The following is a 21,187-nucleotide window of genomic DNA, read 5'->3' on the forward strand; positions in this document are numbered from 1 at the left end:
CCTCGCCTTCCTGCGCGAGTACGAGGACGACCTGGTGCTGTGCGTGCACAACTTCTCACGCTTCGCACAGCCCACCGAGCTCGATCTGAGCCGGTTCCGCGGGCGCTACCCCGTGGAGCTGTTCGGCGGGGTGCGCTTCCCGGCGGTCGGCGAACTGCCCTACCTGCTCACCCTGGCCGGGCACGGTTTCTACTGGTTCAGGCTGCGCAAGGACGCGGCCTAGAACCCCGGGGCGGGGCGGTTTCCCCTGCCCCGCCCGGGGCACGCATCAGTAACACCCCGACCCGCGGGGAAAGGAATGTGGCGCCATGGCGGAAACGGTCACGCTCTCCGGCAAGACAATCCCCGGCCTCCTCGCGTCACTGGACCCCCTGCTGCGTGAATGGCTGCCACGGCAGCGCTGGTTCGCCGGCAAAGGGCGTCCGGTCACCGGGTTCTCGCTGGTGGCGGCCACCGAGCTGCTGCCCGCCGGGTCCAGGCTGGGCCTGTACCACCTGCTGGTGCGCGCCCGGCAGGGCGCGGGCCCCGGCGACTGCTACCAGCTCCTGATCGGCGTCCGCGAGGCCCTGCCGCCCCGGCTGGCCCCCGCGATGATCGGACACGTCACGCAGGGGCCGCTGACCGGGCGGACCGTCTTCGACGCCCTGTACGACACCCGCCCGGCCGAGGTGCTGCTGGAGGCCCTGCGCACCCGGGCCCGGATCGGCCCGCTGCGCTGCGAGCGCGATCCGGGGCAGGAGATCCGGTCGGGACTGGTCCCGCGCCGGCTGACGGGCGAGCAGTCGAATTCGTCCGTCGTCTATGGAGATACGTTCATCCTGAAGCTGCTGCGCCGGGTCGTGCCGGGCGTCAACCCCGACCTGGAGCTGCCGCTGGCGCTGGCCCGCGAAGGCTGCCCCCGGGTGCCTGCGCCGACCGCGTGGCTGCACGCGGAGCTGGACGAGGGCGAGGACGACTCCTACGTCCTGGGCGTCCTGCAGCCGTATCTGCAGGGCGCGGCGGACGGCTGGGAGCTCGCGCTGCGGGAACTGGCCAAGGGCGAGGACTTCGTCGCCGAGGCCCGGGCGCTGGGGCGGGCCACGGCCGAGGTGCACGGGGCGCTGGCCCGGGCGCTGCCCACGGCGACCCTGGGGCAGACGCAGATAGGGCCGATGGTGGACGGCATGACCGAGCGGCTCGACGCGGCCGCGCAGGCGGTGCCGGCGCTGCGCCCCTACGCGCCGGCGCTGCGCACCGCCTTCACCGCTCTGGCCGACCTGGCGGCCGAGGGCCGCACCTGGACCGCCCAGCGCGTCCACGGCGACCTGCACCTCGGGCAGTGCCTGCGCACGGCCGCCGGCGAGTGGACGCTGATCGACTTCGAGGGAGAGCCGGCCCGGCCGCTGGCGGAGCGCCGCATGCCGCAGCCGACCGTCCGGGACGTGGCGGGCATGCTGCGTTCCTTCGACTACGCGGCCCACTCGGCCGACCCGCCCGCCCCGGGCTGGGCGCACGCCTGCCGGGCGGCCTACTGCTCCGGATACGCCGAGACGGCCGGTGTCGACCCACGCACCGACCCCGTGCTGCTGCGGGCCTACGAGACGGACAAGGCGGTCTACGAGGTCGTCTACGAGGCCCGGCACCGCCCCGACTGGCTCGCCGTCCCCCTGTCCGCGATACATCGCCTCGCCGCACCCGACCTGCCTTGAGGAGGCTCCGCAGTGACTCCCCCGAAGAAGGTCAAGAAAGCCGCCGCGAAGAACGAGCAGCTCCCCGCCGAACCGACGCCGGCACCAGTCACAGCACCGACACCGGAATCGACGCCGACACCGGCACCGATCCTCTCCCCCGCCCCGGACGCCGGCGACCGCGAACGCCTTCTGCACGGCTCCCATCACGACCCGCACTCCGTGCTCGGCGCACACCAGGTGCCCGGCGGGGTCGTCTTCCGGGCGCTGCGCCCGTACGCGCGGTCCGTCACGGTGCTCGCGGGCGACCTGCGCGCCGAGCTCCACGACGACGGCGACGGCTTCTTCTCCGGTCTGCTGCCCCTGGCGGAGGTCCCGGTCCACCGGCTGATCGTGGCGTACGAGGACACGACCGTGGAGACCGAGGACGCCTACCGCTTCCTGCCCACGCTGGGCGAACTGGACCTGCACCTGATCGGCGAGGGCCGGCACGAACAGCTGTGGACGGTGCTCGGCGCGCACCCGAGGACCCACCAGGGGGTCAGCGGCACCAGCTTCTCCGTGTGGGCCCCGAACGCGCGCGGTGTGCGGGTGACCGGCTCCTTCAACTTCTGGGACGGCACGGGGTTCCCGATGCGCTCCCTCGGTTCGTCGGGCGTCTGGGAGCTGTTCGTGCCCGGGATCGGCGAGGGCGAGCTGTACAAGTTCGACATCACCCGCCCCGACGGCTCGCACACCCTGCGCGCCGACCCGATGGCCAGGCGGACCGAGGTCCCGCCCGCGACCTCGTCGATCGTGGACTCCTCACGGTACGAGTGGGGCGACGAGGAGTGGCTGGCCCGGCGGGCCGAGATACCCGTGCACGAGGCCCCGTTCTCGGTGTACGAGATCCATCTGCCGTCCTGGCGACCCGGTCTGACGTACCGTCAGCTGGCTGATCAACTGCCCGCGTACGTCAGCGACCTGGGCTTCACGCATGTCGAGCTGATGCCGGTCGCCGAGCATCCCTTCGGCGGCTCCTGGGGCTACCAGGTCACCGGCTTCTACGCGCCCACGGCCCGGCTCGGCACTCCGGACGACTTCAAGTACCTGGTGGACGCGCTGCACCGGGCCGGCATCGGCGTCCTGATGGACTGGGTGCCCGCGCACTTCCCGCGCGACGAGTGGGCCCTCGCCGAGTTCGACGGTCGTCCGCTGTACGAGCACGAGGACCCGTTGCGGGCCGCGCACCCGGACTGGGGCACGCTGGAGTTCGACTTCGGCCGCCGCGAGGTGCGCAACTTCCTGGTGGCCAACGCCTCGTACTGGTGCGAGGAGTTCCACATCGACGGACTGCGCGTGGACGCCGTCGCCTCGATGCTCTACCTCGACTACTCGCGCGAGCCCGGACAGTGGACGCCCAACGAGCACGGCGGCCGGGAGAACCTGGACGCGGTGGCCTTCCTGCAGGAGATGAACGCGACGGTCTACCGCCGCAGCCCCGGGGTCGTCACCATCGCGGAGGAGTCCACGGCCTGGGACGGCGTCACGCGGGCCACCCACCATCCGGGGCCGAGCGGCTTCGGCGGCCTGGGGTTCGGGCTGAAGTGGAACATGGGCTGGATGCACGACTCGTTGCAGTACATGAGCCACGAGCCGGTGCACCGCAGGTATCACCACCACGAGATGACCTTCTCGATGGTGTACGCCTACAGCGAGAACTACGTGCTGCCCATCTCGCACGACGAGGTGGTGCACGGCAAGCGCTCGCTGGTGTCGAAGATGCCCGGCGACTGGTGGCGGCAGCGCGCCGACCTGCGGGCCTATCTGGCCTTCATGTGGGCCCACCCCGGCAAGCAGCTCCTGTTCATGGGGCAGGAGTTCGCGCAGGGCGCGGAGTGGTCGGAGGCGCACGGCCCCGACTGGTGGCTGCTGGATCCGGCGTACGGGGCCGAGGCCGATCACCGGGGCGTCAGGGACCTGGTCCGGGACCTCAACGCGGTCTACCGGGCGACGCCGGCCCTCTGGGAGCTGGACACCGACCCCGCCGGGTTCCAGTGGGTGGTCGGCGACGCGGCCGAGGACAACGTCTTCGCCTTCCTGCGCTACGACGCCGAGGGTTCCCCGCTGCTGTGCGTGTGCAACTTCTCCCCCGTGGTGCGCCACGACTACCGGCTCGGCGTCCCCGACGACGTCCCGGCCTGGCACGAGGCGCTCAACACCGACGCGGCCGCGTACGGCGGCAGCGGCGTCACCGGCCCCGATCCGGTCAAGCCGGAGGCGCAGGGGCGGCACGGCCGCCCGGCGAGCGTCCGGCTGACGCTGCCTCCGCTGGCGGCGGTGTGGCTGCGGCCGGCGTGAGGCCGGCGCGGTCGGCACCCCGGCCTCCGACTCGCCGCGGACGGCCCGGGAGCCCGGCGTCCCACGCGCCCGCGCCCCCGCCCCCGTGTCCCGGCGCACCCGAGCCGCCGCGGCGGCGACGGCTGGACGGGCTGCGGTCCGGGCGGGCGCGGGGTCGCCGGTCGGTGCGGTACGCGTACGGCCGGCTGTCCTGCCGAACGCGTACCGCACCGGCCGTGCGGGTGCGGTGAGGCGGGAGCGGACGTTACGCCTCGGTGATCCCCGGTGACGCGAACGCGTCGGCCAGGGCCTTCGGCAGCGTCCGGCTGTGCAGCACGCCCAGCCGCTGCGTCGCGCGGGTGAGCGCCACGTACAGGTCGCTCGTGCCGTACCGGGCCGGCTCCACCACCAGGACGGAGTCGAACTCCAGCCCCTTCGACTGCCGGGGGTCGAGCAGGACGACCGGCTGCGTCAGGTCCGGCTCCGCGCCCGCCGTCACGCCGTCCAGCCGTGCCGCCAGTTTGCGGTGCAGGTCGCGCGGGGCGATGACCGCGAGCCGGCCCTCGGCGGGCGTCATTTCCCCGACCGCCTCGGCCACCGCGTCGGGCAGGTCGCCGGTCTCGCGCGCCCACGGCCGCACGCCCGTCGACCGGACGGAGCCGGGCGGTTCGAAGTCCGGGTGCTCGGCGCGCACCACCGCGGCCGCCACCGCCATGATCTCCGCCGGGGTGCGGTAGTTGACGCCGAGGCGGGTGTGCTTCCAGCGGTCCTGGACGTAGGGCTGGAGGATTCCCTCCCAGGAACCGACGCCCGCCGCCTCGGCGGTCTGCGCCGGGTCGCCGACCAGCGTCATCGAGCGGGTCGGGCTGCGCCGCATCAGCAGCCGCCATGCCATGGGCGACAGCTCCTGCGCCTCGTCGACGATGATGTGCCCGAACGCCCAGGTCCGGTCGGCCGCCGCGCGCTCGGCGGCGCTGCGGTGGTCGTCCTCCTCGTGCCGCTCGGCGAACCGCTCGGCGTCGATGATGTCGTGCGCGGACAGGACCTCGGAGTCCTCCTCGTCCTTGTCCTCGAACTCGTAGGTGCGCGAGGCGTAGGACACGTCCAGCACGCCCTGCGCGTAGGCGACCTGTGTCTCCCGCTCCCGCTCCGCCCGGGCCCGCGCCACCCGCTCGTCCACTCCGAGCAGTTCGGCGGCCTCGTCCAGCAGCGGCACGTCCGCCACCGTCCACGCCCGTGTCACGGGGCGGCGGATGACGGCCGCGTCGTCGTCGGAGACGTAGCCGACGGGGTCGGCGAGGAAGTCCGCGACCAGGCGCTGCGGGGTCAGTCGCGGCCACAGCTGGTCCACGGCGGCCCAGACCTCGGGGTTCTCGGCGAGTTCGTCGCGGATCTGGGTGATGTCGCTCGGGTCCAGCAGGTTCGTGCCGTCGAACGGGTCCGTGCCGATGCGTTCGGCGACCATGTCCGTGAGCGTGTTGAGGATGTGGCCCTCGAAGTGCTCACGGGCCGCGTTGTGCGGGAGGTTCGCGGCGCGGGTGCGCTCGCGTGCCACCTTCACGAGACCGTCGTCGAGCATCAGGATCTCGCGGTCGTGCTCGATCGCGATCACCGGGTCGGGCAGCGCCTGCCAGTCGCGTACGACTTCGGCGAGCACGTCCGCCATGTCGGCGCGGCCCTTGACCGCCGCCGCCTCCCGGGTGTCGGTCGCCGTCGCCCGGACGCCGGGGAACAGCTCCCCGACCGTCGCGAGCAGCACACCCGTCTCGCCGAGCGAGGGCAGCACCTCGCCGATGTAGCCGAGGAACGCGGGGTTGGGGCCGACGATGAGGACGGCCCGCTTGGCGAGCAGCTCCCGGTGCTCGTAGAGCAGATAGGCCGCCCGGTGCAGGGCGACGGCCGTCTTGCCGGTGCCCGGGCCGCCCTCCACCACCAGCACCCCGCGGTGGGGGGCGCGGATGATCTCGTCCTGCTCGGCCTGGATGGTCTGCACGATGTCGCTCATCCGGCCGGTGCGCGCCGAGTCGAGCGCGGCGAGCAGCACCGCGTCACCGGTGGGGTCCTCGTGGCCGGTGCGGGTGGCGTCGCCGAGATCGAGGATCTCGTCGTGCAGGGCGGTGACCCGGCGACCCTCGGTGGTGAGGTGCCGGCGCCGGCGCAGTCCCATCGTGGTGTGGCCCGTGGCCAGGTAGAAGGGGCGGGCGACGTCGGCACGCCAGTCGATCAGGACGGGCGTGCGCTCGGCGTCGTCGGTGCGCAGGCCGATGCGGCCGATGTGGTGGTTCGTTCCCGAGGCGAGGTCGATGCGGCCGAAGCACAGGGAGCCGTCCACCGCGTTCAGCGCGGCCAGCAGCCCCGAGCGCTCGGCGACGAGGATGTCCCGCTCCAGCCGGGCCTGCATGGGCTTGTCGCCCTGAGCGAGGGCGTCCGTGACGCCGGCCTCGGTGTCCCCACGCAGGGCGTCCACGCGCGCGTACAGGCCGTCGATGAATTCCTGCTCGCGCCGCAATTCCGCGTCTTCATTGTGTGGAAAACCGGTGTTTGACAATTCCACTCCCGCCCGGATATACTGTGTCCACTGAGCTTCTTTGCGACTCGATTTCCATGAAGTCGCGAATCATCGAATATACGCAGAGAAATCCCCCGGGCGCAATTGCCCGGGGGATTTCTTCGTGTCGAGTGGGCCTCAGAGCACGTCGGCCAGCTCCTCCAGGAGCCGCCGCCTGGGCCTGGCCCCCACCATCGCCTTCACCGGCTCGCCGTCCCGGAACACCATGAAGGTCGGCATCGACAGCACCCTGTAGGCGTTGGTGGTCTCCGGGTTGGCGTCCACGTTCAGCTGGACCACCTTGAGCCGCTCGCCCTCCTCCGCCGCGAGGGCGGTCAGCACCGGACCCATCTGCCGGCACGGCGGGCACCAGTCGGCGGTGAACTCCACCAGCACCGGCAGCTCAGCCCCGATCACCTCCGCCGCGAAGTCCTCGTCCGTCACTTCGGCCACACCCGCCGCCTTGATCACCGCGTCCGCCCTCCCAGTTCGCACACCGGATCCGGACCACCCGGAACCGTCGCCTCGACCGCCAGCTCGTCGCGCGCCCGCTCGGCCCTGTCCAACTGCTCACCGACCTGGGCGCGCACCGCCTGCAGCTCCCCGATCAGCTCGTCCAGCTCCGCCAGCTTGCGCCGGTAGACCGCGAGCGACGCCGGACACGAGTCACCCTCCGGGTGACCCGCCCGCAGACACTCCACGAAGGGCCGGGTCTCCTCCAGGTCGAACCCGAAGTCCTGGAGCGTCCTGATCTGCCGCAGCAGCTTCAGGTCGCTCTCGTCGTACGTCCGGTACCCGTTGTCTCCGCGGCGCGCGGGCAGCAGCCCGCGCGCCTCGTAGTACCGCAGGGTCCGGGTCGTCGTCCCGGCCCGCGCGGCCAGCTCGCCGATGCGCATGCCGACGAACGTAAGCCTTGACGCCGACGTCAAGGCAACCCCCCGGGAGCGGGAGCCCGGCACGGCCGCCTGCCCGGGCGCGGGCCTGGGCGCCCCCGCCCTGACGTCCGGCGCACCGCACCCCACCCTTTCGACGGTGCGACACCGTGGGGTATTTACGTCTGCATACGACCAGAACGCCCGTTCTGCGGGATTGAGCTGGATTGCGCGGGATTCACCGTGTCCACAGATCCCACCCCTTACGGAAACCCACTCTTGGTGAATTATTGATTGCCCCCACATGTCACCGCTGGTAGCGTCCACATCGCTCTGACCAAGCATTTTCGAAAACATATGGGGGATTGAACTTCGTGAACGTACGAAGCAAGGGGATTTCTGCCCTGATCGCCTTCACCATGACCGGGGCGATGTGCGGCGTCGGCGCCCAGACGGCATTCGCCGCTTCGGCCGAGGGTGAGGGGACCGCCGCACAGGCGGTGACGGAAGCACAGCTTCGCGCCGGAGCCGACGAACTCTGCACGGTCCTGGGGATCGGCAGCGGCGCGGCGGGCCTGTCCCGCGCACTTGCCAAGGGCGCGTCATGGGTGGGCATCGGCGCCAGCATCGGCTGCTACCTGTACTCGCAGGCGAAGAACGCCACGCCCGCGCAGAAACGAGCGGCCATGATCGCCTCGTACAACAGCTACCAGGCGAAGAGCGACCTCAAGAAGCTCGAAGCCCTCGGATACGACTGCCGCAGGGCGAGCAGCGGCGGTGGCGGCGGCGGCGATGTCGCCCCCGTCAACACGACGCTGCGGGTGGGCTTCCGGGACATCAAGATGAAGGGCGTCACCTATAAGTGCAGCGCTATCGGGGACTGACAGGTCGCCGGGGCCCGGGCCATGGGGAGCGATGCGCGCTCTCCGTGGCGCTGGTCGTGGTGAGCCTGCTGTGGATGACACAGGACATGGCCTCCTGGGCGACGATCCTGTGTTTCGTCGGCGCAACCGGAGGAGCGCTGGGCACGCTCTACTTCGGATGGCGCCACCTTTCCTTGAGCCGTGATTCGCGCTGAGGTTTTCCGGTGAATCCGGTGAACTCCACGTGAATTGAGACGAGGCCCTGCACGGGCCTAAAAGATGTGAGGCGGGGACGCCCGCCGCGGGTCATGACTCGCGGCGGGCGTCCCCGCCTGCTTTGCCATCGCATCGGCTGTGAAGGCAGACAAAGAGAAACCGGGCGACCGAGCCACGGGGGAGTGCTCGGCCGCCCGGAGCCGGGGGGCAGGGGGGCGGTGGCCGGGTGTCCGGCCCCGGTTCAGGCGGGGCCGGACACCCGGAGCTGAGGGGCCCGGGACCTGGTCCTCAGGCCTTGGCGAGTTCCTTCTCGCCCTCCCCGCGCTGCTCGGGCAGGTCGGCCGGCACGGCTTCGTCCTGGTCGGAGTCGAGCAGGGTCTTCTCGTCGAACGGCAGGCCGCCGGCGAGCACCAGCTGGACGCGCTCCTTGTCGATCTCCTTGGTCCAGGTGCCGACCAGGACGGTGGCGACGGCGTTGCCGGCGAAGTTGGTGAGGGCGCGCGCCTCGCTCATGAAGCGGTCGATGCCGACGATGAGGCCCATGCCGTCCACCAGGGCGGGCTTGTGCGACTGCAGGCCGCCGGCCAGGGTCGCCATGCCCGCGCCGGTGACGCCGGCCGCGCCCTTGGAGGCGACGAACAGGAACAGCAGCAGCGGGATCTGCTCGCCGATCGACATCGGCGTGCCCATCGCGTCGGCGATGAACAGGGACGCCATGGTCATGTAGATCATGGTGCCGTCGAGGTTGAAGGAGTAGCCGGTCGGGACGGTGATGCCGACGACGGGCTTGCTGACGCCCAGGTGCTCCATCTTCGCGATGAGCCGCGGCAGCGCGGACTCGGAGGAGGAGGTGGAGAGGATCAGCAGGAACTCACGGGCGAGGTACTTGAAGAACGTCAGGATGTTCAGGCCCGTGAAGATCTTCAGCAGGGCGCCGAGCACGACGAAGACGAACAGGAAGCACGTGGTGTAGAAGCCGAGCATCAGAACGGCGAGGCTCTTGAGCGCGTCCACGCCCGCCGAGCCGACGACCGCGGCCATCGCGCCGAAGGCGCCGACCGGAGCGGCCCACATGACCATCGCGAGGATGCGGAAGACGAGCCGCTGGATGTGCTCGACGCCGCGCAGGATCGGCTGGCCCGCCTTGCCCATGCCCTGCAGGGCGAAGCCGCACAGCAGCGCGATGAGCAGGGTCTGCAGCACGTCCGGCACGGTGAAGGCGGAGACGATGGTGGTGGGGATGATGCCGAGCAGGAACTCGGTGGTGTCCTTGGCCTCCGCCGAGACCTGCGCCTGGCCGGTCTCCTTCACGGCGTCGGTGATGTGCAGGCCGCTGCCCGGCTCCAGGATGTTGCCGACCACCAGGCCGATGGTGAGCGCGACCATCGACATGACCACGAAGTAGCCGAGCGCGATGCCGCCGACCTTGCCGACCTTGGCGGCCTGGCGGACGGACCCGATGCCCAGCACGATCGTGCAGAAGATGATCGGCGAGATCATCATCTTGATCAGGTTGACGAAGCCGGTGCCGATGGGCTTGAGCTCGACGGCGAAGTCGGGGGCGGCGAGGCCCACGGCGATGCCGAGGGCGACCGCGACGATCACCGCGATGTACAGGTAGTGGGTGCGGTCCCGCTTCACCACGGGTGCTGGTGCCGTATCGGGGGTGCTGCTGGCGGCCACGGCTGCCCTCCTTGACGTCTTCGTCGGCATTCACCGGCGTGCGGCTCACGTCCGGGAAGTTGTGGGGGATGCCGTGACTCTCTCGCGCCCTGTGAGGGCGGTCACCCTTCCGTTCATTTAGTTCACGCTCGACCACGGGGGCACACTGACGGCATGCGCATCCCCGACCTGCCCAGACCCCGCAGCCTCGCCGGCCAGCTGTTCGCCATGCAGGCCGTGCTGATCGCGGTCCTCGTGGCGGGATATGCGCTGTTCACGTACGTCAGCGACCGCGACCAGGCCGAGGAGGCGGCGCGCAGCCAGGCCACCGCGGTGGCCCGCTCCGTCGCCGACTCCCCCTCCGTGCGGGCGGCGATCCGCACCTCCGACCCGACCGCCGAGCTGCAGCCGTACGCTCTGCGGATCATGCGGGACACGGACGTCGACTTCGTCACGATCATGAATCCGCAGGGCATCCGCTGGACCCACCCGGACCGGGCCCAGATCGGCCAGCGTTTCCGCGGCAACACGGCGAAGGCCCTGAAGGGCGACACCTTCACCGAGACCTACACCGGCACTCTCGGCGCGTCCGTCCGCGCGGTCACCCCGATAGAGGACGGCGAGCGGATCGTCGGCCTGGTCAGCGCGGGCATCAAGGTCGAGTCGATCAGCAAGCGGGTGCAGGACCAGGTCACGGCGCTGTTCGCGGTGGCCGCCGGGGCTCTGGCCCTCGGCGCGATCGGCACGTACGTCATCAACGCGTCTCTGCGCCGGCACACCCACGGCATGAACGCGACGGAGCTGAGCCGGATGCACGACTACCACCAGGCCGCGTTGCACGCAGTGCGCGAGGGGCTGCTGATGCTGGACGGACAGTACAAGGTGGCGCTGATCAACGACGGGGGCCGCGAGCTGCTGGGGGTCTCCGAGGAGGTGGTGGGCCGGTCGGTCGCGGCCATCGGTCTGCCGGCCCCGCTGACCGGCGCGCTGCTGGCCTCGGAGCCCCGGGTGGACGAGGTGCACCTGGCGGCGGACCGGGTGCTCGTCGTCAACACGTCCCCGGTGTCGGGCGGCGAACACCGCGGCACCGTCGTCACCCTGCGCGACGTGACCGAGCTCCAGTCGCTGATGGGCGAGCTGGACTCCGAGCGCGGCTTCACCCAGGCGCTGCGTTCCCAGGCCCACGAGGCGGCGAACCGGCTGCACACGGTCGTCTCGCTGATCGAGCTGGGACGCGCGCAGGAGGCGGTGGACTTCGCGACGGCGGAACTGGAGCTGGCCCAGGCGCTGACGGACCAGGTGGTCGCGGCGGTCAGCGAGCCGGTCCTGGCGGCCCTGCTGCTGGGCAAGACGGCGCAGGCGAACGAGCGGGGCGTGGAGCTGGTGGTGTCGCAGGAGAGCACGCTGGACGACGGCCTGCTGCCGGAGTCCCTGCCCGCCAGGGATCTGGTGACGATCCTGGGCAACCTCATCGACAACGCGGTGGACGCGGCCCAGGGCAGCGTCCGGGCGCAGGTGTCGGTGACGGCGTCCACGGAGGGTCCCGAGCTGCTGCTGCGGGTCGTGGACACGGGAGCCGGGGTGGATCCCGCGCACGCCTCCCTGGTCTTCGAACGCGGCTTCTCCACGAAACCGGCCGGGCCGGGCGGCCGGGGTCTCGGGCTGGCCCTGGTCCGGCAGGCCGTGCACCGGCACGAGGGCACGTTGTCGGTGGCCGAGGCCGAGGGCGGCGGGGCCGAGTTCGTGGTGCGCCTGCCGTTGCGGACGACGGTCGCGGCCGCGCCGGGGACCGGGCCCGCGTCGTCCGCGTCGGGGCCCGCGTCGGAGCCGGCGTCCGCGTCGGGAGGCAGAGGATGACCAGTGACGAGCCGATCAGAGTACTGGTCGTGGAGGACGATCCGGTCGCCGCGGACGCCCATGTCATGTACGTCGGACGGGTCCCGGGGTTCGTGGCCGTGGGCAAGGCGCACACGGGCGCGGAGGCGCGCCGCCTGCTGGACCGCACGCCGGTGGACCTCCTCCTGCTGGACCTGCACCTGCCGGACGGCCACGGCCTGCAGCTGGCTCGCTCGCTGCGGGCGGCCGGATATCACGCGGACGTGATAGCGGTGACCTCGGCACGGGACCTGACGGTGGTCCGCGAGGGCGTCTCGCTGGGGGTCGTGCAGTACGTGCTGAAGCCCTTCACGTTCGCCACCCTGCGGGACCGGCTCGTGCGCTACGCCGAGTTCCGGGGGGCCGCGGGCGAGGCGAGCGGCCAGGACGAGGTGGACCGGGCGCTGGCGACACTGCGCGCACCCGGCCCCGCCGCACTGCCCAAGGGGTTGAGCGCACCGACCCTGGAACGGGTGACGGAGACCGTCCGGCAGGCCGAGGAGGGGCTGACGGCGGCCGGGGTGGCCGAGGCGGTGGGCATCTCACGGATCACGGCGCGCCGGTACCTGGAACACCTGGTGGAGGCGGGAAGGGCGGAGCGCAAGCCGTTGTACGGGCAGGTGGGAAGGCCGGAGCTGGTCTACCGATGGGTGCCGGGACCGGCCAAGGGACGGTGAGGCGGCTCGCCTCGGCACGGGCCCGGGGGCTCGACGCGACGGCGCCGACGCGCACACCCGAACGCCGACGGCCCGAGGCCGGGGGCGCGGGCCGGCAGGCGGGATCGTCAGCCGCCGCCCCCGAAGGGCACCGCGTACCGCACGACGAACACCCCGAGCCCCGCGACGGCGCCCGCCTCGACCAGGGACAGCACGAGCAGGCCGGACGTGACCTGTCCGCCGCCCCAGTACACGACCAGCGCGGCGAGCGGGACGACGCAGAAGGCCAGCAGGTCGACCACGCACTGCACGATCTTCCGGGACACCCGCCGGGCGTCGCCCCGGTGAAACGTCTCCCACCGGAACGCCACGTCGGCGCCCGCCAGTTCGGCGAGACGCGGCCCCAACTCCTGCCGCACGTAACGTCCGACGGCCGAGATCTTCTCGTCGTTGACCAGGTAGGTCCACCCCAGGACCACGCACACCGGCGGCAGGCCCAGCAGCATCGACGACTGCTCGGCCTGGGCCGCCGCGGCGACGACCGCGGCCACCACGGCCAGGGTCACGTACAGCAGGTTGTCCCGGAACCCGATCCGGGCCTTCTGCTCGTCCTTGACGCTCTGGTACTCCGCGAGCAGCAACTGCCCTGACGTCACGTCCTGTTCGGCCACCGCGACCGCCCCCTCCCCCATGGTCTAGGCAGTACCTTAAAGGGGTGTCGGAGACAAATCCCACTGTCGTGGTCCTCACCGCCCTTCCGGTCGAGTACGACGCGATGCGCGCGCTGCTCGAGAACCTCCACGAAGTCGTCCTCGACGACGGGACCCGGCTCGAGGAGGGGCGGCTCTCCGGTACGAACTGGACCGTGGCGCTCGCCGAGCTCGGCGAGGGAGCCCTGACCACCGCGGCGCTCACCACCCGCATCGTCTCCGAACTCGCCCCGGAGTGCCTGCTGTTCGTGGGCGTGGCCGGCGGGCTCAGGGACCACCTGCGGCTCGGGGACGTCGTCGTCGGCACCAAGGTCTACGCCGTCCACGGCGGCAAGCGGACTCCCGAGGGCTTCCTGGCCCGCCCCGAGGCCTGGCACGGCTCGCACCGCCTGATCCAGGCGGCCCGGTCGGCGCTGCGCGACCTGGACGGGGTGCGCGCCCACCGCAAGCCGATCGCCTGCGGGGACGTCGTGCTGGCGGACGAGCGGTCCGCGCTGCGCGCGTACATCCGGCGGACGTACAACGACGCGTACGCCATCGAGATGGAGGGCTCGGGGGCGTCCCACGCGGCGCATCTGTGCGGCCGCCTGGACGCCCTCGTCATCCGGGGCGTCAGCGACCTCGCCGACGCGGAGAAGGGCACGGCCGACGCGGAGGGCTCCCAGGAGCTGGCGGCGGGACAGGCGGCCAGGGTCGCGGCGGCGATCCTGCGCAAGCACGGCCCCCGCTCAACGGACGCGTCCGCCGCCGACGGGCGGCCCCGGCGTGCGACCGGCGGCGACCGGATCACCTTCCAGGGCGGCACCTACTACGGACCCGTCATCGGGAAGATCACCGGAAGACCCGAGTGACCCGTCCGGCACCGTCGTCGCTTCCCACAACCGGTGACTATGTCCGAACACCCCGTAGTCATCGCACGCCTCGACCCCTACCTTGGCCCCCGTGCCCAGACCACCAGCTCACACCCGTCAGCCAGGTCCCCCCTTCAACGCCCCCGCCGCCCGCAGGCTCCGCGTCGCCCTGGGCATGACCCCCGGTCACGTCGCCCACGGGCTGCGCGCCTCCTACGCCCTCCCGCACGCCACCCCCGACCTCGTGAACGCCTGGGAGCGGGGGGCCGTCACCCCCGCCCACGCCGAACTCACCGCTCTCGCGGGCGTCCTGTGGTGTTCCCCGGCCGAACTCATCGGACGCCCCCGCACCCTGCGCGAACACCGCGTCGCCCGCGGCTTGGCACCCGAGGACGTCGCCCGGGCCGTGGGGCACGAGTTCCTGGCGTACACGCGCATGGAGGAGAGCGGCCAGTGGCGTGGCACGGAACGGCAGTCCGCCGCCCTGGCCGGGCTGCTCGACCTCTCGCCGCCCGACCTGGTCACCGTCACCGGCCGGGAGGACAAGCTCGCCGACCTGCTGCGCTCCGCCGTCCGCACGCGCTGGCAGGCCTACGTCAAGCCGGTGGGCAGGATCGTGCCCCTGGACCGGCCGCTCCTGGAGGAGACCCTCCGGGAGCTGCACCAGGACTACCAGGGGCAGATGGTCGCCACGCTGAGCTGGGGCGAGGGCAGCGCGGCCGGTGAGGCGAGCGACGCCGGCCGGGACTTCCTCGACCGGATCCTCGACTGCTTCTGGACGAGCCTGGAGAAGCGGACCGCCTGACGACCGCGGCCCGCCCGGAAGGCCGGGCCGGCTAGAAGACCGACTCGGCCTCCACGATCCGGTCCGCCGGCACGGTCTTCAGCTCGGTCACCGCTTCCGCCAGCGGCACCATCACCACGTCCGTCCCGCGCAGCGCCGTCATCCGCCCGAACTGGCCGCGGTGCGCCGCCTCCACCGCGTGCCAGCCGAAGCGGGTGGCGAGGACACGGTCGTACGCCGTCGGGACGCCGCCGCGCTGGACGTGGCCGAGGATGACCGGGCGGGCCTCCTTGCCGAGGCGCTTCTCCAGTTCGTAGGCCAGTGCCGTGCCGATGCCCTGGAAGCGCTCGTGGCCGAACTGGTCGATGGCGCCCTTGCTGTAGTCCATGGTGCCGTCGGCCGGGTGTGCGCCCTCCGCGACGCAGATCACGGCGAACTTCTTGCCGCGCGCGAACCGCGCCTCGACCATCTTCACCAGGTCGGCGGGGTCGAAGGGCTGCTCCGGCAGACAGATGCCGTGCGCGCCCGCCGCCATCCCGGACTCCAGCGCGATCCAGCCCGCGTGGCGGCCCATGACCTCGACGACCATCACCCGCTGGTGGGACTCCGCGGTCGTCTTCAGGCGGTCCATCGCCTCGGTCGCGACGCCGACCGCCGTGTCGAAGCCGAACGTGCGGTCGGTCGACGAGATGTCGTTGTCGATCGTCTTCGGGACGCCGACCACCGGCAGTCCGGCGTCCGACAGCATCCGCGCCGCCGTCAGCGTGCCCTCGCCGCCGATCGGGATCAGGGCGTCGATGCCGAAGTCGTGGATCATGTCGGACGCGCTCTCGCAGGCCTCGCGCAGCCGGTCGCGCTCCAGGCGGGAGGAGCCGAGGATGGTGCCGCCGCGGGCCAGGATGCCGCTCACCGCGTTGAGGTCGAGGGTCCGGTAGCGACCGTCCAGCAGACCCGCGTAGCCGTCCTCGAAGCCGATGACCTCGTCGCCGTAGTTGTCGACGGCGCGGTGCACGACCGAACGGATCACTGCGTTCAGGCCGGGGCAGTCGCCGCCGGCGGTGAGAACTCCGATGCGCATCGTGCTGTGTCTCCTGCTCGCTGTGGGTACCGGGGAGCCGGGTCCGATTGTTTCACGCCGCCGAGCGGGCTGTCGCTTGACGGGCGCCTTAATCACAGCCGGGGGTATTGTCAAGAGGGATCTGCTCACCTAGGTGGGCGATTTTTGTGCGCCGGAGAGAGCACCCGGACAAACTGCCCCGGAACGAAACGGAGAGCTCGCGTGACCCGCAGCGTGTACGTGACCGGTATCGACCGCGGCGACGGCCGCCAGGTCGTCGAGCTGGGGGTCATGGAACTCCTGACCCGGCAGGTCGACCGGGTGGGCGTGTTCCGGCCCCTCGTCCACGACGGGCCCGACCGGCTCTTCGAGCTGTTGCGCGCCCGGTACCGGCTGGCGCAGGATCCGGCCACCGTCTACGGCATGGACTATCACGAGGCGTCCGCCCTCCAGGCCGAACAGGGGGCGGACGAACTGGTCTCCACCCTCGTCGAGCGATTCCACCGCGTCGCCCGCGACTACGACGTCGTCCTCGTGCTGGGGACGGACTACGCCGACACGCAGTTCCCGGACGAGCTGGCGCTCAACGCGCGCCTGGCCAACGAGTTCGGCGCGTCCGTGATCCCGGTCGTCGGCGGCCGCAAGCAGACCGCGGAGTCGGTGCTCGCCGAGACCCGCAACGCCTACCGGGCGTACGACGGCCTCGGGTGCGACGTCCTCGCCATGGTGACCAACCGGGTCGCCCGCGAGGACCGGGAGGACATCGCCGCCGGGCTCGCCACCCGGCTGCCCGTGCCCTGCTACGTCGTGCCCGACGAGCCCGCCCTGTCCGCGCCGACCGTCGCGCAGATCAGCCACGCCCTGGGCGCCCGGGTGCTCCTCGGGGACGACTCCGGGCTGGCCCGCGACGCCCTCGACTTCGTCTTCGGCGGGGCGATGCTGCCGAACTTCCTCAACGCCCTGACGCCGGGCTGTCTGGTCGTCACCCCGGGCGACCGGGCCGACCTGGTCATCGGCTCGCTGGCCGCGCACAGTGCCGGCACCCCGCCGATCGCCGGTGTGCTGCTCACCCTGGGCGAGGTCCCGACCGACGAGATCCTCACCCTCGCCGCCCGTCTCGCCCCCGGCACCCCGGTCGTCTCGGTGCCAGGCAACAGCTTCCCCACCGCGGAGCAGCTGTTCTCCCTGGAGGGCAAGCTGAACGCGGCCACCCCGCGCAAGGCCGAGACCGCGCTGGGTCTGTTCGAGCGGCACGTCGACACGAGCGAGCTGCTCAAGCGCGTCTCCGCGCCGAGCAGCGACCGCGTCACGCCGATGATGTTCGAGCACAAGCTCCTCGAGCAGGCGCGCTCCGACCGGCGCCGGGTCGTCCTGCCCGAGGGGACCGAGGAGCGCGTGCTGCACGCGGCCGAGGTGCTGCTGCGCCGGGGGGTGTGCGACCTCACCCTCCTCGGGCCCGTCGACCAGATCCGCAAGAAGGCCGCCGACCTGGGCATCGACCTCGGTGACTGCTCGCTGATCGACCCGGCGACCAGCGACCTGCGCGACGCCTTCGCGGAGAAGTACGCGGCCTTCCGCGCCCACAAGGGCGTCAGCGTCGAGCTGGCGTACGACGTCGTGTCCGACGTGAACTACTTCGGGACGCTCATGGTCCAGGAGGGGCTCGCCGACGGCATGGTGTCCGGGTCCGTGCACTCCACGGCGGCCACCATCCGGCCCGCCTTCGAGATCATCAAGACCAAGCCGGACGCCGACATCGTCTCGTCCGTCTTCTTCATGTGCCTGGCCGACAAGGTCCTCGTCTACGGCGACTGCGCGGTGAACCCGGACCCGAACGCCGAGCAGCTGGCCGACATCGCCATCCAGTCGGCCACCACCGCCGCCCGGTTCGGCGTGGAGCCGCGGATCGCGATGCTGTCGTACTCCACCGGCACGTCCGGCTCGGGCGCGGACGTCGACAAGGTGCGCGAGGCGACGGAGCTGGTGCGCGAGAGGCGGCCCGATCTGAAGATCGAGGGGCCCATCCAGTACGACGCCGCCGTCGAGCCGACCGTCGCCGCGACCAAGCTGCCGGGCTCCGAAGTCGCCGGGCAGGCCAGCGTGTTGATCTTCCCGGACCTCAACACGGGCAACAACACCTACAAGGCCGTGCAGCGTTCGGCCGGCGCGATCGCGGTCGGGCCGGTGCTGCAGGGTCTGCGCAAGCCCGTCAACGACCTGTCCCGGGGCGCTCTGGTCCAGGACATCGTCAACACCGTCGCCATCACGGCGATCCAGGCCCAGAGCCCGTCCCGGACCTCCAGCGAGAAGGCGACCGATCTGTGAGCGCGACCCGCGTCCTCGTCCTCAACTCCGGCTCCTCGTCGGTGAAGTACCAGCTGCTCGACATGCGGGACAGCAGCCGGCTGGCGAGCGGGCTCGTCGAGCGCATCGGCGAGCGGTCCTCCCGGCTGAAGCACACCCCGCTCGCCACGGGCGGCGAGCCCCGCGAGCAGACCGGGCCGATCGCCGACCACGGCGCCGCGCTGAAGGCCGTGGCGGAGGAGCTGGCGAAGGACGGGCTCGGCCTGGACTCCCCCGAACTCGCCGCCATCGGGCACCGCGTGGTGCACGGCGGCAAGCACTTCACCCGGCCGACCGTGATCGATGACGCCGTCCTCGCCGAGATCGAGCGGCTGATCCCGGTCGCTCCCCTGCACAACCCGGCCAACCTCACCGGCATCCGCACGGCGACGGCCCTGCGCCCCGACCTGCCGCAGGTCGCCGTCTTCGACACCGCCTTCCACACGACCATGCCGGAGGCGGCCGCGCGCTACGCGATCGACGTCGAGACCGCCGACACGCACCGCGTGCGGCGCTACGGCTTCCACGGGACCTCGCACGCGTATGTGTCCCGGGCGACGGCGAAGCTGCTCGGCAAGGCCCCAGAGGACGTGAACGTCATCGTGCTGCACCTCGGCAACGGGGCGTCGGCGTCGGCCGTGGAGAAGGGCCGGTGCGTCGACACCTCGATGGGGCTGACGCCCTTGGAGGGGCTCGTGATGGGTACGCGTTCCGGGGACACCGATCCGGCCGTCATCTTCCATTTGGCGCGTGTTGGCGGAATGTCCATCGACGAAATCGATGCTCTTCTCAACAAGAAGAGCGGACTCGTCGGACTGTGCGGCGACAACGACATGCGGGAGATCCGACGCCGGATCGACGAGGGCGACGAGCAGGCGAAGCTCGCGTTCGACATCTACATTCACCGGCTGAGGAAGTACATCGGCGCCTATTACGCCGTGCTCGGACGGGTGGACGCGGTCGCGTTCACCGCCGGGGTCGGGGAGAACGCGGCTCCGGTGCGGGCCGCGGCCGTCGCGGGCCTGGACTCACTGGGCCTGGCGGTGGACGACGAGCTGAACGCCGTACGCGGCGAACGGCCGCGGCTGATCTCTCCGGCGGGCGCCCGGGTGGCGGTCGCGGTGGTGCCGACGGACGAGGAACTGGAGATCGCCACGCAGACCTACGCATTGGTGGGAAACACAAACTGAGATGGAAAGCAACTGAGCACCCCCACTCTCATTTGTATCTTCCGCCAGACGGAATATTCCGTAGCGAAACAAACCGATAGGATCGCCCCATGCGCCGTTCGAAAATCGTCTGTACTCTCGGCCCCGCGGTCGACTCCCACGAAATGCTCGTGTCGCTGATCGAAGCCGGCATGAACGTGGCCCGCTTCAACTTCAGCCACGGCACACACGCCGAGCACCAGGGTCGCTACGACCGGGTCCGGGCCGCCGCCAAGGAGACCGGCCGGGCCATCGGTGTCCTCGCCGACCTCCAGGGCCCGAAGATCCGTCTCGAAACCTTCGCCGAGGGCCCCGTCGAGCTGGTGCGCGGTGACGAGTTCACCATCACCACCGAGGACGTCCCCGGCGACAAGACGATCTGCGGCACGACGTACAAGGGCCTGCCGGGCGACGTCTCGCGCGGCGACCAGGTCCTCATCAACGACGGCAACGTCGAGCTGAAGGTCCTCGACGTCGAGGGGCCGCGGGTGCGGACCATCGTCATCGAGGGCGGTGTCATCTCCGACCACAAGGGCATCAACCTGCCCGGCACGGCCGTCAACGTGCCCGCGCTGAGCGAGAAGGACATCGAGGACCTGCGGTTCGCGCTGCGCATGGGCGCCGACCTGGTCGCACTGTCCTTCGTCCGGGACGCCAAGGACGTCGCCGACGTCCACCGGGTCATGGACGAGGAGGGCCGTCGCGTCCCCGTCATCGCCAAGGTGGAGAAGCCGCAGGCGGTGGAGAACATGGAGGACGTCGTGATGGCGTTCGACGGTGTGATGGTCGCGCGTGGCGACCTCGCCGTCGAGTACCCGCTGGAGCGGGTGCCCATGGTGCAGAAGCGGCTCATCGAGCTGTGCCGGCGCAACGCCAAGCCGGTGATCGTGGCGACCCAGATGATGGAGTCGATGATCACCAACTCCCGTCCGACCCGCGCCGAGGCCTCCGACGTGGCCAACGCGATCCTGGACGGCGCGGACGCGGTCATGCTGTCCGCCGAGTCGAGCGTGGGCGCGTACCCGATCGAGACCGTGAAGACGATGTCGAAGATCGTCACCGCGGCCGAGCAGGAGCTGCTCAGCAAGGGGCTGCAGCCGCTGGTGCCGGGCAAGAAGCCGCGCACGCAGGGCGGTTCGATCGCCCGCGCCGCGTGCGAGATCTCCGACTTCCTCGGCGGCCGGGGCCTGGTGGCCTTCACGCAGTCCGGCGACACGGCCCGTCGGCTCTCGCGCTACCGCGCGTCCCAGCCGATCATCGCCTTCACCACCGACGAGGGGACCCGCAACCAGCTGGCGCTCAGCTGGGGCGTCGAGTCGCACATCGTGCCGTTCGTGAACACCACCGACGAGATGGTCGACATGGTCGACCAGGAGATCGCGAAGATCAACCGGTTCAACCCGGGCGAGATCGTGATCATCACCGCCGGCTCGCCCCCCGGCGTGCCCGGCACCACCAACATGCTCCGGGTCCACCACCTCGGCGGCGGCTCCCGCGACTGAGCGGCCGGCCCCGCGAAGGGTCCCGCACGGCGCTGAGGGCGCCCCCTGTGACAG

18 protein-coding genes are annotated in these 21,187 nt (G+C 71.4%); 12 read left to right on the forward strand and 6 right to left on the reverse strand.

Annotation, left to right across the window (positions count from 1 at the left end; translation table 11 throughout):
• The 3 genes from ACZ7DE_RS00005 to glgB all read left to right on the forward strand — a co-directional run.
• Nucleotides 1–223: alpha-glucosidase C-terminal domain-containing protein (locus tag ACZ7DE_RS00005; RefSeq protein ID WP_470756216.1), on the forward strand; the 223-nt coding region annotated here is incomplete at its 5' end.
• Nucleotides 224–308: 85 nt separating this feature from the next.
• Nucleotides 309–1,688, forward strand: coding sequence for a maltokinase N-terminal cap-like domain-containing protein (locus tag ACZ7DE_RS00010; RefSeq protein ID WP_470756218.1), 1,380 nt, complete (start codon nucleotides 309–311; stop codon nucleotides 1,686–1,688).
• Nucleotides 1,689–1,700: 12 nt separating this feature from the next.
• Nucleotides 1,701–4,007 carry a 1,4-alpha-glucan branching enzyme gene (gene glgB / locus ACZ7DE_RS00015; protein WP_470756220.1) on the forward strand — a complete coding sequence of 769 codons (2,307 nt, stop codon included), beginning with the start codon at nucleotides 1,701–1,703 and terminating at the stop codon, nucleotides 4,005–4,007.
• A gap of 244 nt (nucleotides 4,008–4,251) precedes the next feature.
• Here the strand turns inward: glgB and ACZ7DE_RS00020 are convergent, their stop codons facing one another.
• The 3 genes from ACZ7DE_RS00020 to ACZ7DE_RS00030 form a co-directional block, all read right to left on the reverse strand.
• The gene (locus ACZ7DE_RS00020) at nucleotides 4,252–6,495 is read right to left on the reverse strand and encodes a HelD family protein (protein WP_470756222.1); all 2,244 of its coding nucleotides are present in this window, start codon (nucleotides 6,493–6,495) and stop codon (nucleotides 4,252–4,254) included.
• Between the two features lie 177 nt (nucleotides 6,496–6,672).
• Nucleotides 6,673–7,005 (reverse strand): thioredoxin family protein, encoded by a 333-nt coding sequence (locus tag ACZ7DE_RS00025; protein ID WP_470757881.1) that lies wholly within the window; start codon nucleotides 7,003–7,005, stop codon nucleotides 6,673–6,675.
• Entirely contained in the window at nucleotides 7,002–7,430 is a 429-nt protein-coding gene (locus tag ACZ7DE_RS00030) for a MerR family transcriptional regulator (protein WP_470756224.1), read from the reverse strand. The genes ACZ7DE_RS00025 and ACZ7DE_RS00030 overlap by 4 nt, the downstream gene beginning before the upstream one ends.
• A 350-nt stretch (nucleotides 7,431–7,780) precedes the next feature.
• Between ACZ7DE_RS00030 and ACZ7DE_RS00035 the strand changes: the two genes are divergently transcribed.
• Nucleotides 7,781–8,290, forward strand: a complete 510-nt coding sequence (locus tag ACZ7DE_RS00035; RefSeq protein ID WP_470756226.1) for a hypothetical protein — start codon at nucleotides 7,781–7,783, stop codon at nucleotides 8,288–8,290.
• 44 nt (nucleotides 8,291–8,334) lie between these two features.
• A complete protein-coding gene (locus tag ACZ7DE_RS00040; protein WP_470756228.1) occupies nucleotides 8,335–8,484 on the forward strand; it encodes a hypothetical protein in 150 nt (49 codons plus the stop codon).
• Nucleotides 8,485–8,773: 289 nt separating this feature from the next.
• Here ACZ7DE_RS00040 and ACZ7DE_RS00045 read toward each other — a convergent pair whose 3' ends face one another.
• Nucleotides 8,774–10,198, reverse strand: a complete 1,425-nt coding sequence (locus tag ACZ7DE_RS00045; protein WP_470756230.1) for a cation:dicarboxylate symporter family transporter — start codon at nucleotides 10,196–10,198, stop codon at nucleotides 8,774–8,776.
• Between the two features lie 123 nt (nucleotides 10,199–10,321).
• On the opposite strand from ACZ7DE_RS00045, the gene ACZ7DE_RS00050 reads away from it, so the two are divergent.
• Nucleotides 10,322–12,004 (forward strand): sensor histidine kinase, encoded by a 1,683-nt coding sequence (locus ACZ7DE_RS00050; RefSeq protein WP_470756232.1) that lies wholly within the window; start codon nucleotides 10,322–10,324, stop codon nucleotides 12,002–12,004.
• Nucleotides 12,001–12,699: a response regulator gene (locus ACZ7DE_RS00055; RefSeq protein WP_470756234.1), complete on the forward strand. Its 699-nt coding sequence runs from the start codon at nucleotides 12,001–12,003 to the stop codon at nucleotides 12,697–12,699. The genes ACZ7DE_RS00050 and ACZ7DE_RS00055 overlap by 4 nt, the downstream gene beginning before the upstream one ends.
• Before the next feature lie 107 nt (nucleotides 12,700–12,806).
• On the opposite strand, the gene ACZ7DE_RS00060 is transcribed toward ACZ7DE_RS00055, so the two are convergent.
• Nucleotides 12,807–13,370 (reverse strand): hypothetical protein, encoded by a 564-nt coding sequence (locus tag ACZ7DE_RS00060; RefSeq protein ID WP_470756236.1) that lies wholly within the window; start codon nucleotides 13,368–13,370, stop codon nucleotides 12,807–12,809.
• Nucleotides 13,371–13,393: 23 nt separating this feature from the next.
• Between ACZ7DE_RS00060 and mtnN the strand changes: the two genes are divergently transcribed.
• Together mtnN and ACZ7DE_RS00070 are read left to right on the forward strand one after the other, a co-directional pair.
• Nucleotides 13,394–14,239, forward strand: coding sequence for a 5'-methylthioadenosine/S-adenosylhomocysteine nucleosidase (mtnN, locus tag ACZ7DE_RS00065; protein ID WP_470756238.1), 846 nt, complete (start codon nucleotides 13,394–13,396; stop codon nucleotides 14,237–14,239).
• A 175-nt stretch (nucleotides 14,240–14,414) separates the two neighbouring features.
• Nucleotides 14,415–15,044, forward strand: coding sequence for an XRE family transcriptional regulator (locus ACZ7DE_RS00070; RefSeq protein ID WP_470757883.1), 630 nt, complete (start codon nucleotides 14,415–14,417; stop codon nucleotides 15,042–15,044).
• A gap of 31 nt (nucleotides 15,045–15,075) precedes the next feature.
• Here ACZ7DE_RS00070 and ACZ7DE_RS00075 read toward each other — a convergent pair whose 3' ends face one another.
• Nucleotides 15,076–16,101 (reverse strand): ATP-dependent 6-phosphofructokinase, encoded by a 1,026-nt coding sequence (locus tag ACZ7DE_RS00075; RefSeq protein ID WP_470756240.1) that lies wholly within the window; start codon nucleotides 16,099–16,101, stop codon nucleotides 15,076–15,078.
• Between the two features lie 201 nt (nucleotides 16,102–16,302).
• Here ACZ7DE_RS00075 and pta point away from each other — a divergent pair, with 201 nt between their 5' ends.
• From pta to pyk, 3 genes are all read left to right on the forward strand, one after another.
• Entirely contained in the window at nucleotides 16,303–18,405 is a 2,103-nt protein-coding gene (pta, locus tag ACZ7DE_RS00080; RefSeq protein ID WP_470756242.1) for a phosphate acetyltransferase, read from the forward strand.
• Entirely contained in the window at nucleotides 18,402–19,613 is a 1,212-nt protein-coding gene (locus tag ACZ7DE_RS00085; RefSeq protein WP_470756244.1) for an acetate kinase, read from the forward strand. Before pta ends, ACZ7DE_RS00085 begins: the two co-directional genes overlap by 4 nt.
• An 89-nt stretch (nucleotides 19,614–19,702) precedes the next feature.
• The gene (pyk, locus tag ACZ7DE_RS00090; RefSeq protein WP_470756246.1) at nucleotides 19,703–21,133 is read left to right on the forward strand and encodes a pyruvate kinase; all 1,431 of its coding nucleotides are present in this window, start codon (nucleotides 19,703–19,705) and stop codon (nucleotides 21,131–21,133) included.
• Nucleotides 21,134–21,187: the final 54 nt, after the last annotated feature.

The organism is Streptomyces sp. NPDC037083 (genome assembly GCF_055606485.1).

Bases quoted from the DNA above. Each gene is read 5' to 3' on its own strand.
- ACZ7DE_RS00010 (WP_470756218.1), top strand. From the start codon at position 309: ATGGCGGAAACGGTCACGCTCTCCGGCAAGACAATCCCCGGCCTCCTC.
- ACZ7DE_RS00030 (WP_470756224.1), bottom strand. From the start codon at position 7,430: ATGCGCATCGGCGAGCTGGCCGCGCGGGCCGGGACGACGACCCGGACC.
- ACZ7DE_RS00045 (WP_470756230.1), bottom strand. From the start codon at position 10,198: ATGCCGACGAAGACGTCAAGGAGGGCAGCCGTGGCCGCCAGCAGCACC.
- ACZ7DE_RS00050 (WP_470756232.1), top strand. From the start codon at position 10,322: ATGCGCATCCCCGACCTGCCCAGACCCCGCAGCCTCGCCGGCCAGCTG.
- ACZ7DE_RS00055 (WP_470756234.1), top strand. From the start codon at position 12,001: ATGACCAGTGACGAGCCGATCAGAGTACTGGTCGTGGAGGACGATCCG.
- ACZ7DE_RS00060 (WP_470756236.1), bottom strand. From the start codon at position 13,370: ATGGGGGAGGGGGCGGTCGCGGTGGCCGAACAGGACGTGACGTCAGGG.
- ACZ7DE_RS00070 (WP_470757883.1), top strand. From the start codon at position 14,415: ATGACCCCCGGTCACGTCGCCCACGGGCTGCGCGCCTCCTACGCCCTC.
- ACZ7DE_RS00075 (WP_470756240.1), bottom strand. From the start codon at position 16,101: ATGCGCATCGGAGTTCTCACCGCCGGCGGCGACTGCCCCGGCCTGAAC.
- pyk (WP_470756246.1), top strand. From the start codon at position 19,703: ATGCGCCGTTCGAAAATCGTCTGTACTCTCGGCCCCGCGGTCGACTCC.